The organism is Candidatus Thioglobus sp. (assembly GCA_028228555.1).
Classification (GTDB): Bacteria; Pseudomonadota; Gammaproteobacteria; order PS1; family Pseudothioglobaceae; genus Thioglobus_A.
The window spans coordinates 58,963-74,942 of record JAOJBP010000004.1; the positions used below are offsets into that span (position 1 = coordinate 58,963).

The 15,980-nt window shown below is 38.9% G+C and carries 15 protein-coding genes; 8 read left to right on the forward strand and 7 right to left on the reverse strand.

Translation table 11 applies throughout. The features are described from left to right. Positions 1-7: 7 nt before the first annotated feature. The gene (trpD, locus tag N9Y32_03475; protein ID MDB2590072.1) at positions 8-1,027 is read right to left on the reverse strand and encodes an anthranilate phosphoribosyltransferase; all 1,020 of its coding nucleotides are present in this window, start codon (positions 1,025-1,027) and stop codon (positions 8-10) included. Positions 1,028-1,031: 4 nt separating this feature from the next. Beyond that, positions 1,032-2,255, reverse strand: coding sequence for an aminopeptidase P N-terminal domain-containing protein (locus N9Y32_03480; protein ID MDB2590073.1), 1,224 nt, complete (start codon positions 2,253-2,255; stop codon positions 1,032-1,034). Positions 2,256-2,290: 35 nt separating this feature from the next. On the opposite strand from N9Y32_03480, the gene N9Y32_03485 reads away from it, so the two are divergent. Beyond that, the gene (locus tag N9Y32_03485; protein MDB2590074.1) at positions 2,291-3,007 is read left to right on the forward strand and encodes a 16S rRNA (uracil(1498)-N(3))-methyltransferase; all 717 of its coding nucleotides are present in this window, start codon (positions 2,291-2,293) and stop codon (positions 3,005-3,007) included. On the opposite strand, the gene N9Y32_03490 is transcribed toward N9Y32_03485, so the two are convergent. Together N9Y32_03490 and proC are read right to left on the reverse strand one after the other, a co-directional pair. After that, positions 2,993-4,033, reverse strand: a complete 1,041-nt coding sequence (locus tag N9Y32_03490; protein MDB2590075.1) for a hypothetical protein — start codon at positions 4,031-4,033, stop codon at positions 2,993-2,995. The genes N9Y32_03485 and N9Y32_03490 overlap by 15 nt on opposite strands. A gap of 380 nt (positions 4,034-4,413) precedes the next feature. Next, a complete protein-coding gene (gene proC, locus N9Y32_03495; GenBank protein ID MDB2590076.1) occupies positions 4,414-5,244 on the reverse strand; it encodes a pyrroline-5-carboxylate reductase in 831 nt (276 codons plus the stop codon). 62 nt (positions 5,245-5,306) lie between these two features. On the opposite strand from proC, the gene N9Y32_03500 reads away from it, so the two are divergent. The 3 genes from N9Y32_03500 (at position 5,307) to N9Y32_03510 (ending at position 8,232) form a co-directional block, all read left to right on the forward strand. Beyond that, positions 5,307-5,981 (forward strand): phosphoglycolate phosphatase, encoded by a 675-nt coding sequence (locus N9Y32_03500; GenBank protein MDB2590077.1) that lies wholly within the window; start codon positions 5,307-5,309, stop codon positions 5,979-5,981. Positions 5,982-6,061: 80 nt separating this feature from the next. After that, on the forward strand, positions 6,062-7,300 hold the full coding sequence (gene bioA, locus N9Y32_03505; protein ID MDB2590078.1) for an adenosylmethionine--8-amino-7-oxononanoate transaminase: 1,239 nt from the start codon (positions 6,062-6,064) through the stop codon (positions 7,298-7,300). Beyond that, positions 7,297-8,232: an MBL fold metallo-hydrolase gene (locus N9Y32_03510; protein MDB2590079.1), complete on the forward strand. Its 936-nt coding sequence runs from the start codon at positions 7,297-7,299 to the stop codon at positions 8,230-8,232. The genes bioA and N9Y32_03510 overlap by 4 nt, the downstream gene beginning before the upstream one ends. On the opposite strand, the gene priA is transcribed toward N9Y32_03510, so the two are convergent. Continuing rightward, positions 8,229-10,211, reverse strand: a complete 1,983-nt coding sequence (priA, locus tag N9Y32_03515; protein ID MDB2590080.1) for a primosomal protein N' — start codon at positions 10,209-10,211, stop codon at positions 8,229-8,231. The genes N9Y32_03510 and priA overlap by 4 nt on opposite strands. A gap of 35 nt (positions 10,212-10,246) precedes the next feature. Between priA and ybeY the strand changes: the two genes are divergently transcribed. The 4 genes from ybeY to N9Y32_03535 all read left to right on the forward strand — a co-directional run bounded on the left by ybeY (position 10,247) and on the right by N9Y32_03535 (position 13,839). After that, complete coding sequence (ybeY, locus tag N9Y32_03520) at positions 10,247-10,687, forward strand: rRNA maturation RNase YbeY (GenBank protein ID MDB2590081.1); 441 nt, start codon at positions 10,247-10,249, stop codon at positions 10,685-10,687. A 124-nt stretch (positions 10,688-10,811) separates the two neighbouring features. Next, positions 10,812-11,834, forward strand: a complete 1,023-nt coding sequence (locus tag N9Y32_03525) for an ABC transporter substrate-binding protein (protein MDB2590082.1) — start codon at positions 10,812-10,814, stop codon at positions 11,832-11,834. 68 nt (positions 11,835-11,902) lie between these two features. Beyond that, positions 11,903-12,793 (forward strand): proline/glycine betaine ABC transporter permease, encoded by an 891-nt coding sequence (locus N9Y32_03530; protein ID MDB2590083.1) that lies wholly within the window; start codon positions 11,903-11,905, stop codon positions 12,791-12,793. Further along, the gene (locus tag N9Y32_03535; GenBank protein MDB2590084.1) at positions 12,790-13,839 is read left to right on the forward strand and encodes a glycine betaine/L-proline ABC transporter ATP-binding protein; all 1,050 of its coding nucleotides are present in this window, start codon (positions 12,790-12,792) and stop codon (positions 13,837-13,839) included. Before N9Y32_03530 ends, N9Y32_03535 begins: the two co-directional genes overlap by 4 nt. Positions 13,840-13,868: 29 nt before the next feature. On the opposite strand, the gene tilS is transcribed toward N9Y32_03535, so the two are convergent. Both tilS and N9Y32_03545 read right to left on the reverse strand, forming a co-directional pair. Further along, a complete protein-coding gene (tilS, locus tag N9Y32_03540) occupies positions 13,869-15,044 on the reverse strand; it encodes a tRNA lysidine(34) synthetase TilS (protein ID MDB2590085.1) in 1,176 nt (391 codons plus the stop codon). Beyond that, on the reverse strand, positions 15,025-15,975 hold the full coding sequence (locus tag N9Y32_03545) for an acetyl-CoA carboxylase carboxyltransferase subunit alpha (protein MDB2590086.1): 951 nt from the start codon (positions 15,973-15,975) through the stop codon (positions 15,025-15,027). The genes tilS and N9Y32_03545 overlap by 20 nt, the downstream gene beginning before the upstream one ends. Positions 15,976-15,980 lie beyond the last annotated feature (5 nt).

Below are 15,980 nucleotides of genomic sequence, written 5' to 3' on the forward strand. Positions count from 1 at the left end.
TTATCCTTTAACAGCCTGTTGATTCACGTACAAAATCGTCTAGTTTTTGATGTGCTGAGCCTGTATTTAAAATACTGAGTGCTTTGTTAATGCCATCTTGTAATGAGTCGCTTATGCCGCATACATAAATAGCAGCGCCTGAGTTAAGTGCAATGATATTTTTAGCTGAGCCTTCTTTACCATCCAACGCTTGTTGAATTAACGCCAGAGAGTCTTCTGCATCATTTGCTTTAATATCCTCTAAGTTTCCAAGTGGCAAACCAAAATCAGTTGGGTTGATTGTATAAGTAGTCACCACTCCATTGTTAAGTTCAGCAACAAAGGTGTCATCTGCAATAGAGATTTCATCCAGGCCATCTTTAGAGTGCACCACCATAACGTGTGTAGAGCCTAAAATTTTTAAGACGTTTGCGATAGGCTCAACCAACTCTTTGCTATAAACGCCCATCACCTGTGCAGGCGCTTTAGCAGGGTTGGTTAGTGGCCCAAGCACATTGAAAATAGTTCTAACAGCTAACTCTTTGCGAGGACCAATAGCGTGCTTCATGGCTGAGTGGTGAGCAGGTGCAAACATAAAGCCAACACCAATTTTTTTGATGCTATTACTGATCCGCTCTGCGCTCATCTCTAAATTAACACCAGCTGCCTCTAAAACATCTGCACTGCCAGATTTTGATGAAATAGAGCGATTACCATGTTTGGCAACGGAGCCACCTGCAGCGGCAACCACAAAAGCACAAGCAGTAGAGATATTAAACAAGCTTAGACCATCACCACCAGTGCCACAAGTGTCGACCAAGTGCTTTGAGTTTTTAACTTCAACTCCCTTGGCAAGCGAGCGCATTACTTTTGCACTGGCAGTAATTTCAGCAACAGTTTCCCCTTTCATGGAAAGACCAACTAAAAACGCACCAATTTGTGCATCGGTTGTTTTACCGGTCATGATGTCAGTCATAACATCATGCATTTCACCCTCATTTAAATCTTGTTTTGCAATAACTGCTTTGATTGCTTGTTGTATATTCATGGAGTTAGTCTTCGCTCATTAAAGTTTCAATTTCATCAATAGTTTTGGCAAGTTGTTCAGTTAAGACCGTATTACCAGCATTTGTTACCAAAACATCGTCCTCGATTCTGATGCCAATATCATGATAAATAGGATTGATTTTATCATCCTTGCGAATGTAAATACCAGGTTCAACAGTAATTACCATGCCTTCCTCAAATTTACGATGTTGTTGATTGTGTTGATATTTTCCGACATCATGTACATCCATGCCTAGCCAGTGACCAGTACCATGCATGTAAAAATTTGACAGCGGCTCACCTGGTAAAAGCAAGCCTAGCGATTCGAGCCCTAGTCGAATAATATTAGAAGCAATTTCATGTGGTTTATGTACGCTGATACCCGGTTTAATACTTTCAATAGCAGCTAATTGAGCATCTAGTACGATTTGATAAATTTGTTTTTGTGCTGTACTAAATCGACCATTAATCGGGAAAGTGCGTGTAATATCACTTGCATAGTTTTCAAATTCACAACCAGCATCAATCAGTACTAAATCACCATCATTGAGTGGTTGGTTATTTTCTATGTAGTGTAATATGCAGGCATTTTTACCACCTGCAACAATAGGCGTATAGGCATGTACCGCATTGTTTTTGACAAAGTGTGCGTCAAAAACACTTTGAAGTTCATATTCAAACATATTGGGAGATACATTTTGCATGGCAAGTACGTGAGCTACCATTGAAATGTTGGCCGCCCTTTGCATGGTGCTCATTTCAAACTCATCTTTAATTAAGCGCATTTCATGCAAGGGATCTTGCAAGCTTTTAAGCGTGTAACTTGAGAGTAAGTTGCTAAGCGTTCTATCAAGATCACAAGGCTTCTCGTCAAAATAAACCACATTTTCTGCTGTAATTAACTGTGACAGGTGATCTTCTAATAAGTTGATATTTAGAGCCTTTTCGAGTTTTAGAGTCCCGGTTGCGTCTGCAAGGCCTAGGCGCTCTCCATCCCAAATTTCACGATCAGGATCTTTATCTCTTAAAAACATAGTATAAGTGCTTCGACTTATAACAGCGACAGCTTGCGGTTCTTGAAACCCAGTTAAATAGAAAAAATCGCTATGCGGTCGAAATGGAAAAGTAACATCACCATTTCTAAATTGTTCAGGATTGGTTGAAATAACGATAACAGCGTTATCATCAATCTGGCTTAGCAGCTCTTTTCTTCTATTTTGATGTATCATTATTTTTCAATTCAGTTTAGTAGCGCAAAGATACCATGAAACACGTTCGCTTGTACCAAAATGCCCCTTTGAAAATTAATGACAAAGTGATGCTTGACGAATATGCATCGCATCATTTAATCAAGGTTTTGCGCTTTCCTCAAGGACAAGATATCACTTTATTTAACGGTGATGGTAATAATTACCAAGCAAGTGTATTGAGCACACAAAAGCAATGCGAAGTGCATATTAACAGTTGCGAGCCCAATCTAAGCGAGTCAAGCCTAAATCTTACTTTGGCACAAGGCATTGCTAAGGGCGACAAGATGGATTTTTTGATACAAAAAGCTGTGGAATTAGGCGTTAATCAAGTTATTCCTATTTTTACTGAGCACTGTGTTGTTAGATTAAAAAATGAAAAGCTAAAAAAACGCATGCAACATTGGCGCAAAATTATCATTGGCGCTTGTGAACAATCTGGCAGATCAGTGGTCCCAGAACTTTCTGAGCCGCTTGATTTAACGTTTCTAATGGAATGTGATCTTGGTCATGTGTTTGTACTACATCATCGAGCAGAAAAATCTTTATTAGAATTTGATAAGATTAACAAGGCAGCAATAGTCATAGGTCCTGAGGGAGGTTTGAGCGATGAAGAAATTGCTTATACAATTCAACAAGGAGCTCAGCCATTGTTACTCGGCTCCAGAGTGCTTAGAACAGAAACTGCATCATTAGCAGCGCTTGCAAATATGCAGTTATTATGGGGTAGTTAAAATCGCCAGTGCTTTTTGAATCGGCTCGAGCACATGGGCTAATTTTTTACGAATAGCCGATCCTGTCAGATTATGAGCTGAGATTATGCTAACTACTAGGCGCTCATTCACGCCTGCTAATAATAATCTAGCGTTAAGTTTATCTTGTTCTTTAACAGAAGTAATATTTAGACTTTCAATTTGGGCATTAATCTTATCAATAGAATCTTGCAGGGTTATTTGTTTATGGGTTAAGTATTGACCTAACACCTCTAAAGCCCGATAAAGCACATATTCTTGGTTGATTTTTTTAAGAATATGCGCAAGTGTTGCTAAGAAAATTTGAGATTGCTGATCATTAATAATTTGCAAATCAGGGTGTTGACATTCAAGTGGCTGAATATTAAGCTCATTAGGGAGATTGCCCTGCATTCTTTCAACAAATCCTACTAAAAATGCTGTTCTCCTTTGGCCTTGCTTCCAAAGCCTTTCCTTGTCTTTTTGATTGATTAACTCATTTTGTAAAACCAGACTAGTTGTATCAATAAGCTGCTCTGTATCATTCACAAAAGGTAGGAATTCTAGAAGATACTGCGCAATCTCTTGGCCAGTTTCAGTGAAAGTAACAAATTCTTTAGTTAATAAAAAACGACCAATTTCAGCCTGATTATCTGTATTTGTAGCACACCACCAGGTAACCTTTAATAGTTGATCATCAAGATTGGTTGAATTAGCTACTGCTACAACTGCCTCAACCTCACCCAGTTTAAGTAAAGAGGTGAGATTTGAAGATGCCACTTGCCCCATTCGCGACCAGCGCTTTAAATAAGAGGGGTAGCCACCCATTGCACCTAGTACCTGGGTAACTAAAAGTTTTTTAACTTCTTTAATATAAGCTTCACTATCACCACTAGGGCGTAATTCAATAGTCTGTTCTTTAAATTGTGCATTAAGACCAACGACTACCAATTTATAAGTATCAATACGAATAGCAATTGAGGTGGCGATTAAAACATTAAGTTTTAGGGTGTCTTCAGGCTCAAGCATTTAACAGTCTATTTAGTTGTGATAAAGAGTGAGAAGCAAGAGAATCTTTAAAGATAACCAATGAATTCTTACCGAGATTTATTATCACCAGGAATTGAGATTGATAGACGCAGTAAACGCAAGGATATTGCTGGTTATTGCCCATTTTGTCAGTCGTAGTGAGTGTTTTATCATTTAAGGAAAATGACAAAATGGTATTAGATTTCTTTAGAAAAATACTTAAATTCAGAAAGTAAAAATGCATCATAAGACCAATGCTTAAACTCAAACTAACGTAGTTATTAAAGCTATAAAGCCAAATCACAATAAGAGCAGACAGGTGAACAAGTATTGAAGTTTTTAAGTAAATTTTAGAAACCTGCAGTTTGAAAGCGGCGTGTTCAGTCGCTATCACTAAGCTCTACTGCTAGTTTACTCGCCCTGTCAAAAGCTGCACGCATAGCATGTGCAACAATCATATCAAAATTTTGATCCTGAAATGACTCGATAGCGGCCTGTGTAGTCCCATTGGGAGAGGTGACATTAGCTCGTAAATCTCGAGGAGATTCATCGCTAACACTAGCCATCATGCTGGCGCCTAAAGCGGTTTGAATGCTAAGTGATTGTGCAGTTTTTTCGTCTAATCCTAACGCCACACCAGCTTTTGACATAGATTCAATCATTAAGAAAAAATAAGCAGGGCCACTGCCAGATAGTGCGGTCACCGCATCTAGCATTACCTCATCTGCTACCCATAAGCTCTGACCCACGCTGTTAAGAATGCTGCTAGCTAATGCCTTTTGAGTGTGACTCACACGCTCATTGGCAAACATTCCTGTGACACCTTGATTTAACAAGGCTGGCGTGTTGGGCATGGTTCGCACAATTGCACAATCTCCATCAAGCCAGCGATTAATGTCGTGAACACGCACACCTGCAGCAATTGAAATAATCAATGTATTAGAATTTAACGATTGCTTTAATAATTGACAGACACTAGAAAGCATTTGAGGCTTAACTGCCAGAACTATGACGTCGCAATGTCGAACAAGCTCTGAATTATCCGTAAAGACTTCAAGGTTAAATTCTTTCTTTCTTAGGGATAATAATGACTCGTTAGTATCGCTGATTTTAATATTTTCAGCGGCAAAATCGTTGTTGATTAATCCAGAAATAATAGCATAAGCCATATTTCCTGCGCCAATAAAACCAATTGTTGTTGAATTTTTCATTACAATGTTTTTTAAATTTAGTCTAGTCGCTATTCTACCAAATAATATAAAGGGGCATTAAAGTGAGTGTAAAAAAATTCAGTCCAAAACTAATTATGATTGATGTTGATGGCACCTTGGTGGACAGCGTTCCTGATTTGGCGTATTGTGTTGATGAAACCATGAAAGCTATGGGAAAAAAACCATGGGGTGAAGCTCAAGTACGTCATTGGGTTGGTAACGGTGTGCCAAAATTGGTAGAAAGATCTTTAACAGGTGAGCTCGAAGGCACACCTGATCAAGCTGAGTACGACCAAGCTTATCCAATATTTTTAGAGTTATATTCTCACAATACTTCGGTGCGCTCATGTTTGTATGATGGCGTTAAAGAGGGGTTGGACTATTTGAAAGCGCAAGGCTACACGCTAGGCTGCGTAACCAATAAAGCCGAGCAGTTCACGCTGCCAATTTTGAAAGATTTAGGTATTTTTGATTATTTTGGTATTGTGGTATCGGGCGACACTCTAAGTAAGAAAAAGCCTGATCCGCTACCTTTATTGCATAGTGCTGAGTTTTTTGGCATTGACCCTCAACATTCATTAATGCTGGGTGACTCAGTAAGTGATGTTAAAGCATCACGCGCCGCTGGTTTTGAAATTATCTGTATGTCATACGGCTACAACCATGGTAACGACATTCGAGATACTAATCCAGATTTAGTGATCGATTCTATGGCTGAACTTAAAGAATATTTATAAATATTCATGCTTTTAGTGATTAAGATTTGCTGAAAGTAAACAATACAGTCATAAATTAAAATTGAGTAAAATGTATTGTTATGAATACATTTGATCAAGTACATATTTGGCATCCTTATGCCAAGGTCCCCAACGAAGTTAGCACGCATGTTGTTAAATCAGCTGACGGTGTTTATCTTAATCTAGAAAGCGATAAGCGAGTCGTTGACGGGATGAGCTCTTGGTGGAGTGCTATTCATGGCTACAATCATCCGACATTAAATCAGGCAATTACAACACAGTTGGGCAAAATGTCACATGTGATGTTTGGCGGCTTAACCCATGACCCTGCGATTGCGCTTGCCAAAACCTTAGTTGAAATTACACCTGAGAATCTAACTAAAGTATTTTTCACAGATTCAGGGTCAGTTGCAGTGGAGGCGGCTCTTAAAATGGCATTGCAATATTGGCATAATAAAGGCAAGCCAGATAAGCATAAATTTGTCACTATTCGAGGGGGTTACCATGGCGACACTTTTGGCGCCATGAGTGTATGCGATCCTGATAATGGTATGCACCATTTATTTTCCAGCGTTTTGCCAAAGCATTATTTTCTTAAGAGTCCTTCAATGGAGCCAATGGACGATGCATTGCAAGATTTGGAATCAACTTTAAAGCAACATTCTAACTCGATAGCTGCCATGATTTTAGAGCCTGTTGTTCAGGGTGCAGGAGGTATGAGACTTTACAATCCTCAGTATTTAACTAAGGCTAAAGCACTTTGTCAGCAGCACGACGTTTTATTTATTCTAGACGAAATTGCCACCGGTTTTGGTAGAACGGGCGAGCTATTTGCGTTGGAATATGTAGAGGTGGAGCCTGATATTTTATGTCTTGGAAAAGCTTTAACAGGTGGTTATATGAGCCTTGCTGCTACTTTAACGACTGATAAGATCTCCCAAGGCGTTGGCACATTAATGCATGGACCCACTTTTATGGCCAACCCCTTGGCTTGCAGTGTTGCTCATGCCAGTATTGAGCTCCTGTTAAATTCAGATTGGCAAGATAATATCGCTGATATTGAGACAGTACTGCATAGTGAATTATCCCCATTGAGAGAGCATGAAAAAGTAGCTGATGTGCGTATATTAGGCGCTATTGGCGTGGTAGAATTAACCGAAGAAATGAACATGGAAACTGTTCAAAATTTATTAATTGAAAACGGCGTTTGGCTTAGGCCTTACGGCAAGCTTTTGTACACCATGCCACCATTTATTATCAATAAGCAAGAGTTGTTACTTATCACTAAAGCGATTAAAGTCGTTATAGAAACATTATGAAAAAAATTATCTTATTGTTAGGCTTTCTGTCGATGTTAGCCCAAGCGAATGACTACGAAAAAGTTAGTGTTGAAGTTATTGCTGAAAAGCTCAATGGCAGCGCTTACTATATTCCAGGCCTATCCGGATCTGCCACCGAATATGAGGGCTTTATTTCTAACGCAGGTTTCGTTGTTACTAGCGAAGGAGTTGTTGTACTAGACGCACTAGGCACACCATCATTGGCGCAAGCAATGCTTGAAAAAATTCGACAAATTACCGACAAACCCATCAAGATAGTAATTGTCAGTCATTATCATGCTGATCATATTTACGGTCTTCAGGTTTTTAAAGAGCAAGGGGCTGAAATTTGGGCTCCTAAAGGCACCTGGGATTATCTTGACTCCGAGACAGCTCCTAACTTATTAGCATCCAGACGCATCTCTCTTTATCCTTGGATTAATGACAAAACTCGCTTAATTAAGCCAGATCGTATTATTGACAAAGATACGAAATTTAGCTTAGGTGATCATCAGTTTTTGATCAGTTATTTTGGTAAGGTTCATTCAGAAGGCGACATGTCTTTATTGAGCTTAAATGATCAAACACTCTATAGCGGCGATATTATCTTTGAGGGGCGAATTCCTTTTGTAGGAGATGCTGACATAATTGCTTGGTCAAAAACGCTAGATCGTGTTCGAAATATTGAGATGGAATATTTTGTACCTGGTCACGGAACTGCATCAGACCAGCCACAAGAAACCATGGATCTAACTTATCGATATCTGAATTTTTTATTAGATAAGCTTACTGCTGCCGTTGAAGACATGGCACCATTTGATGAAACTTACCAGGCAATTGACTGGTCTGAATTTGAAGATGAGCCAGCTTTTGAAGCGGCTAATCGAAAGAATGCCTACGCGGTTTATTTGTATTTAGAAAGAGTACTTTAATCAATCGGATCTACGTCTAAATACCAACGTACTTTATTTTTGAGCTTAATGGTGTCAACATGTTGGCTAAAAGTGGCCAGCATTTGGTGAAGTGCGGCTCTGTCGTTAGATTGAAGGTAAAGATTAAAGTAATAATAATCAGCCTTTTTTTCAATGGAATTTGTAACTGGTCCCCAAATTTCTACACTGTCCATGTTGACACTTTTTAATAGGCCGGCTACTTCACGCAAAAAATCCTCAGCATTTTGTTTATTTTTAGCATTCGCACATAACAACGCTTGATGAGCGAATGGTGGCATCATGGCACTTTGTCGCTGCTTAAGTAGGCCACTGGCAAATTGTGTATAGCGATTTGACAATACATAGTGAAACATTGGATGATCAGGATAGCGCGTTTGAATGGCTACCTCTCCTTGGTCGCCAGTTCTGCCTGCTCGGCCTGACACCTGGATAAGTAGTTGAGCCAAGTATTCGGTTGCGCGAAAATTAGTTGATAAAAACCCTCCATCAACATCTAGTATTCCCACCATCGCTAAATTAGAAAAATCATGGCCTTTGGCTAACATCTGTGTACCGACAATAATACAAGGCTCGCCGGAATTAATTTTTTCTAAATGTTCTGCGAGGGCTTTTTTGCGTCTTGTAGTATCTCGATCGATACGAATAATTGGTATTTCTGGGAAGTATGAGGTCAAAGTTTCTTCAAGCCTTTCTGTGCCATAGCCATAAACTTCTAAACTTTGCTCTCCACAATCGGGGCAAGACTGCTCTGGCATTTTTTCATCACCACAATGATGGCATTTAAGTCGATTAACGTGTCGATGATAAATCATGCTGGCATTACAATGGCTACATTCTGATTTCCAAGCGCATTCAGTACAGAAAAATACTGGCGCATAGCCACGTCGGTTAATAAACAACATCACTTGCTTGCCTTTAGATAGGTATTGCTGCATTTTTTCAACGAGCAGTTTAGATAAGGCGCCATCGGTATGCGAACGCATATCAATCAGACTAACTTTTGGCATTACTACGCCGCCAGCTCGATTGGCCAAAGTTAGGCGCGTGAGCTTATTATCCATAGTATTTTTTAAAGTTTCCAAGCTCGGTGTGGCTGTACCCAATATCAGCGGAATGCCAGCTTGCTTGGCACGAATAAAGCTCAGATCTCGCGCTGAATAACGAAAGCTTGATTGTTGCTTAAATGAGCCGTCATGCTCTTCGTCAATAATAATCATCCCAAGATTTGGCATCGGTGCAAAGATGGCACTTCGTGTACCTAAAACCACACCAGCTTCTCCGCTTTTGGCCATAAGGTAAGCGTCAAGTTTCTGGGTTTCATTCAGTTGCGAATGAATAGCCACTACACGGGTTTTTAGGCGCTGCTCAAAACGCGCTATCATTTGAGGCGTTAGGCCGATTTCTGGAACTAATACTAATACTTGTTGGTCTTTATTAAGCACCTCTTGGGTAATGCGCAGATAAACTTCAGTTTTTCCACTGCCGGTGACGCCATGAAGCAGAAAGCCGTGATACTTATGTTGTTCGGCCAAAATGGCTTCAATAGCTAGTGCTTGCTCCTGGGTAATTTCAAAGTCAGGCTGATTGGTTTTAACCGATAAGCCAATAACTTTTTTGATCTTTGCCTCTTTGCCAATACGCAAATTCTTAGGCATGGCTGCCAATAAAACTTCACCAACAGGGTGATGATAATATTTAGCTGCCCAAAAAAGAAAATCCAGAATAGGTTTATCAAGGATCGGCTCTTTATCCAGAACTTCCACAATGGATTTTAGCTTGTTAAAATCGCTTTTATCTTTATTGGCAAGCGCAATTCCAATGACTTTTTTAGCACCAAAGGGCACTTTAACACGTGCACCAACAGCCACTTCATGATCACTTTGGTAATCAAAAGTTTTGTTTAATGGAACGGCAATAGCAACTTCAATGATTGGCATGAATGCTGGAATATTAACCACGTAAAATAAATCATTTTATCAATTAAATCTTGGGCATGATTGTTATTCAAAATAGTATTAGCGTTAATAGTATTAATGAAGCAGAGTTTTCCAATACTCTGCAAAGCGTGCTAGATGAGCTTAATGTAAGCGATAGTGAGCTACTCGTGCGCTTTGTTGATAAGCCAGAGATTCAGCATCTAAATAAAACCTATCGTCATCAAGATAAAACCACCAATGTATTGTCCTTCCTTAGTAATCTACCGATTGAAATTGAGGAGGCGATTTTGGGTGATGTGGTTATATGTGTTGAAGTTGTAACTGAAGAGGCGAAAATGCAGCAAAAAACATTTAATAACCATTTAATTCATATGGCCATTCATGGCACATTACACTTACTAGGATATGACCATATAGAAGGGTCTGAGGCGCAAAAAATGGAAAGCCTTGAGGTAAAAATCCTGAAAAAACTACAGATTGAAAATCCTTATTTATGACATGCGCTCCTTTTAAACTCTGAGCCTGTTAACATAGATTACCAATTGTACTAAAAACAATTGGTGAGCAAGTAGTTTAATATCTCCCTTTGTTTTTTAACATTTTTTAATAATTGGGAGTTATATCGTGAATAGTAAATTTATCAAACAAGCAGTCCTTGCTGTTGTAATTATTGCGTCATTGGTTTATTACACTACCTCTGAGAAAGATGAAGCAGTCGTTATCCAAATCGCCGAAATGGACTGGGCATCAGCCGAGTTAATGGCAAATGTTGATAAGATCATTCTTGAAGAGGGCTACGGTTTGAAAGTTGAATTAGTGCCAGGTGCAACAGAAACAACGTTTGCATCAATGAATTCTAAAGGTCAGCCAGATGCTGCACCTGAATTATGGATTAACTCAGTTCGCGAGCCACTTTATAAAGCAATGAAAGAAGGTACGCTTCATTCAGAAAACAGCAATCCAATTACAGACTTAGGCGAGGGCTGGTGGATTCCACCATATACTGCTAAAGCACATCCTGAATTTAAAACAGTGCTTGACGTTATTAAGCGCCCAGATTTATTCCCAGACAAAGAAGACCCTTCAAAAGGCGCATTTGTAACATGTCCTGCTGGTTGGGGTTGTCAATTAGCTAATGCTAATTTATTCAAAGCGTTTGATATGGAAGCTAAAGGTTGGAAAATTGTTAATCCGGGTTCTGCTGCAGGTTTAGACGGCTCAATGTCAAAAGCAAATGATCGTGAGCAAAACTGGTTTGGTTACTACTGGTCACCAACAGCGCTTATTGGTAAATACAACATGGTTAAGCTTGATTTTGGTGCGCCATTTGCAGGTACTGAGCACTGGACCTCTTGTATAGCAAAAGAAGAATGTGATAATCCAAAGAAAACAACTTGGGCTAAGTCAGAAGTTCATACAGTAGTGACTGATAATCTAAAAAAGAATGGTGGTGTTGAAGTATCTAATTACTTTAAAAACCGTACTTATTCAGGCGCTGTAATGAATGAAATGTTGGTCTACATGGGTGACAATCAAGCCAGTGGTGCAGATGCAGCAATTGAGTTCCTATCGACCAAGCCAGAAGAATGGAAGTCATGGGTAGATGCAGCGACTGCAGATAAAATTAAAGCAGCGATTAAATAGTACGTCTATTTCAAAAATAATAAATGCCTGATTTTTCAGGCATTTTTTTTAACAATAATATAGGATTTATGATTGATATTTTGAGTGAGTTTCCAGCAATGAAAATTGGGGAACTTCGAGAGTTTAAAAAAAGTATAGATGGTAGTTTTTCAGAATTTACAGGCGAGTATGGAGAGGCGATAGAGAGCTTCTTTGATCCGCTTTTATGGTTTTTAGTTTGGTTTGAAAAATTATTATTAGCCACACCATGGCCAATCATTCTAATTATTGTTGGTTCACTTGCTTGGGCCGGAAGTCGCAGTATTAAAATTGCATCAGGGGCGATATTAGCATTCATCGCCATTGGTTATTTTGGCATGTGGGAAGATACTATGTCGACGTTGGCTATTGTTTCAGTTGCCACTTTGATTTGTATCGTTATCGGAATTCCGATGGGAATTTTGATGGCCAGATCAAAGTATGCGCAAACACTAGTAACACCATTGCTTGATATCATGCAAACCATTCCTGCTTTTGTCTATCTAATTCCGGTCGTCATGTTGTTAGGTATTGGTAAAGTGCCAGGTTTAATTGCTGTATGTATTTATGCACTACCACCAGTTGTTCGTTTGACTAACTTAGGCATTCGCCTGGTAAGTAAAGAGGCGTTAGAAGCTGCAGATGCATTTGGTGCTAGCTATAGTCAGCGATTATTCGGCGTGCAAATACCTTTGGCTTTACCAAATATTTTTGCAGGTATTAATCAAACGATTATGATGGCATTATCAATGGTGGTTATCGCTTCAATGATTGGTGTTGCAGGATTAGGTGTGCCAGTCTTACGCTCTATCTCAAACCAGTATTTAGCACTAGGGTTGTTAAATGGTTTGGCTATTGTGGCACTTGCTATTATTTTTGACAGAGTCACCCAAGAATATGGAAAACGATTGCAAAAGCACCGTCATGGAGATCATTCATGAGTGATATTGCTATTAGTATTAAGGGCTTATATAAAATATTTGGTAAGCGACCAAAGAAGATGGTGGAGTATGTAAAAGGCGGTATGTCAAAAGCTGACTTACTAGACAAGCATAACCATGTTTTAGGATTAAAAGATATTAACATTGATATTCCTGCCCATAAAATATCGGTGATTATGGGCTTATCAGGCTCTGGAAAGTCAACTTTAATTCGCCATATTAATCGTTTGATCGAGCCAACAAACGGCAGTATAGATGTTTATGGTGAAGATGTTTTATCCATGTCTAAAATTGCACTACGTGAGTATAGGCGCCATCAAACTTCCATGGTCTTTCAAAAGTTTGGCCTTCATGTGCACAAAACAGTTGCTGAAAATGTAGCCTACGGATTAGTTATTCAGGGAATTTCTTTGGATCAAGCTAAAAAAGATTCGCACAAATGGTTAGAGCGTGTTGGACTGGATGGATTTGAAGACTATTATCCAGCTCAGCTTTCGGGTGGCATGCAACAACGTGTCGGCTTAGCTCGAGCACTAGCGACTGACGCAGATATTTTATTGATGGATGAGGCTTTCTCAGCGCTTGATCCGTTAATCAGATCAGACATGCAAGATATCTTGCTTGACCTTCAGCAAGATCTTCATAAGACTATTGTCTTTATTACCCATGACTTGGACGAGGCGCTTCGCATTGGAGACTCTATTGCTATTTTGCGTGATGGTGAGGTGATTCAACAAGGAAACCCTCAAGATATTATTCTTAAGCCAGACGATGATTATATTGTTGATTTTATTCAAGAAATTAATCGTGGTCGCGTTATTAACATTAAGTCAATAATGAACAAAGGCAAAACAGTAGATGGTCCAAGCTTTCATCAGAGTAGCGTATTAGAAAATGTACTGTCTGGCGTTGTCGATAGTGAAAACCATGCAGCGAATGTTGTTGATGATAATAACGAAATTATTGGTAGCATTCATTTACAAGAAATTGCCACTGCTATTGCTAAACCGGCAGTTAAAAGTAATACTAATATTAATTATAAATAATCGTTTTTCAAAAATTTGACAAATAATGATTATTCAGCATTTTGCATACGTCCAAGGCGTTCCATCGCTCGTAATTCATCGTTAATATAATACATTTTTAGTGAATTTCGCTCCCAGGGCGGTATTCCCGCCTCTTGTAAGACCTTTTTAAGTGATTGTGAGTGCTTTTTACCTGCTAATTTAATACGTTGGCCCTCTACTCGATAGCGAATTGAAAAATTTGGCAAATTTTGCAATTCTTCATGAATTGGGCATTTTTCTAATGTTTTATCGTTCGAATTATTAATAAAGTACAAGGATTGCTGATAACGCCTTACTTCAAACTCATCCCATCTAACTAACGGCGTTGCGTCAACTTTGGCGGACAATAGCTCAATAATCTGACTCATAATTTTGTCACTAGGCGCTAGAAATTGCATTTGATTTAAATGATAGCGCAGAACATTTTTAATTCGATGAATTTCAAGCGTCATCAGCGCCTCAATTTGCATAAGGTTATTATCAGTTATAAGATTATTAGCCTGAATGTCTAACTGTGCTAATTCGCGCGTCAGTTTTAGTGCTTCTGATTGATGGCTGGCACTACGAGCAATTGATTTAACCAGATTTTGGTAAATTTTTGATAATGCGGGAATGAAGTCTATTCGCAGTAAATTGCGTCTAAAATTAGTATCTTTGTTGCTATCGTCTTCAATCCAGTTAAGTTTGTGATCGGTAGCATAGTCGACAATCTGTTGTTTTTCAATCCTCAGCATGGGGCGATAGTGGATACCTGATCCTAGTGATTTTTGTTGCGGCATTGAAGCTAAACCTGCAACGCCAGAACCTCGAAACAATTGCAAGAGCAAGGTTTCAGCCTGATCATTTTGATGGTGTGCAGTGCACAATACTTCATTAGCATTTAAATCACAAGATAATGAAAAATAGCGTTTTTTACGTGCATTTTCTTCAATATTAGACGATTTTTCTAGATGTAGATCAATATTTTTATAAGGTATATTTAGGCTTTTGCATAGTTTTTGGCAAAAAACATTCCAATTATCACAATGCTTGGATAGATGATGATTGCAGTGAACAACTCTTAAATGATTGGGAAAGTGAGTATGTAAATAATGCAGCAAGACGATCGAGTCCATGCCGCCACTTAAGCCTAGGACAATTTCTTTGCCCTCGAGAAAAGTATCTTTAGTCTTTAAATTGTCCAAACCCAAGGAGTTTTTCTTGTCTTGCAGATAATAAATCTTGTGTTGAGATTTTTTTGATGGTGTTAAGTTCTTTGATTAATGCAGCCTTTAAGAAAGATTGAGCTTTAGATGGATCACGATGAATGCCACCTAGAGGCTCATCAATAATAATATCAATCAAGCCGGCTTCTTTAAGATGCGTTGAAGTAAGCTTTAAAGATTCAGCAGCAATGTTGGACTTACTAACATCTTTATACAAAATAGATGCACAACCTTCTGGTGAGATAACGGAATAGATTGAATATTGAAACATCATCATTGTATCTGCTACACCAATCGCTAAAGCACCACCAGATCCGCCTTCACCAATGACTACGGAAATAATAGGAGTTGCTAAGGTTGACATTTCAAATAAATTTCTAGCAATCGCTTCACTTTGCCCACGCTCTTCTGCACCAATACCTGGATAGGCGCCGGGCGTATCAATAAAAGTAATGACAGGCATGTTGAACTTCTCAGCCATTTTCATTAGGCGCAGTGCCTTGCGGTAGCCTTCAGGACGTGGCATCCCAAAATTGTATTTTAATTTTTCTTGAGTTGTTCGACCTTTTTGTTGGCCAATAAACATAACAGGTTGGCCATCTAATTTGGCAATACCACCCACAATTGCATGGTCGTCGCCATAAGAGCGATCACCATGCAGCTCAGTAAACTCATCAAACACTGTATTAACATAATCTAGCGTAAACAAGCGTTTTGGATGGCGAGCGAGTTGCGAGATCTGCCAATCTGACAAAGAAGAAAATATCTTTTTAGTTAGTGACGTGCTTTTGGATTTTAAAGCGTCAGTTTCTTGTGCAATATCAGCTTTATTTTTAATGTTACAAAGCGCTTCTATTTTGTCTTCCAATTCAGCAATCGGCTGTTCAAAATCAAGATAATCTAAATTCATAAGGC

Excerpts from the sequence above, each read along its gene's own strand:
- trpD (MDB2590072.1), bottom strand. The coding sequence starts at position 1,027 with ATGAATATACAACAAGCAATCAAAGCAGTTATTGCAAAACAAGATTTA.
- N9Y32_03480 (MDB2590073.1), bottom strand. The coding sequence starts at position 2,255 with ATGATACATCAAAATAGAAGAAAAGAGCTGCTAAGCCAGATTGATGAT.
- N9Y32_03485 (MDB2590074.1), top strand. The coding sequence starts at position 2,291 with ATGAAACACGTTCGCTTGTACCAAAATGCCCCTTTGAAAATTAATGAC.
- N9Y32_03490 (MDB2590075.1), bottom strand. The coding sequence starts at position 4,033 with ATGCTTGAGCCTGAAGACACCCTAAAACTTAATGTTTTAATCGCCACC.
- proC (MDB2590076.1), bottom strand. The coding sequence starts at position 5,244 with ATGAAAAATTCAACAACAATTGGTTTTATTGGCGCAGGAAATATGGCT.
- bioA (MDB2590078.1), top strand. The coding sequence starts at position 6,062 with ATGAATACATTTGATCAAGTACATATTTGGCATCCTTATGCCAAGGTC.
- N9Y32_03510 (MDB2590079.1), top strand. The coding sequence starts at position 7,297 with ATGAAAAAAATTATCTTATTGTTAGGCTTTCTGTCGATGTTAGCCCAA.
- ybeY (MDB2590081.1), top strand. The coding sequence starts at position 10,247 with ATGATTGTTATTCAAAATAGTATTAGCGTTAATAGTATTAATGAAGCA.
- N9Y32_03530 (MDB2590083.1), top strand. The coding sequence starts at position 11,903 with ATGATTGATATTTTGAGTGAGTTTCCAGCAATGAAAATTGGGGAACTT.
- N9Y32_03535 (MDB2590084.1), top strand. The coding sequence starts at position 12,790 with ATGAGTGATATTGCTATTAGTATTAAGGGCTTATATAAAATATTTGGT.
- N9Y32_03545 (MDB2590086.1), bottom strand. The coding sequence starts at position 15,975 with ATGAATTTAGATTATCTTGATTTTGAACAGCCGATTGCTGAATTGGAA.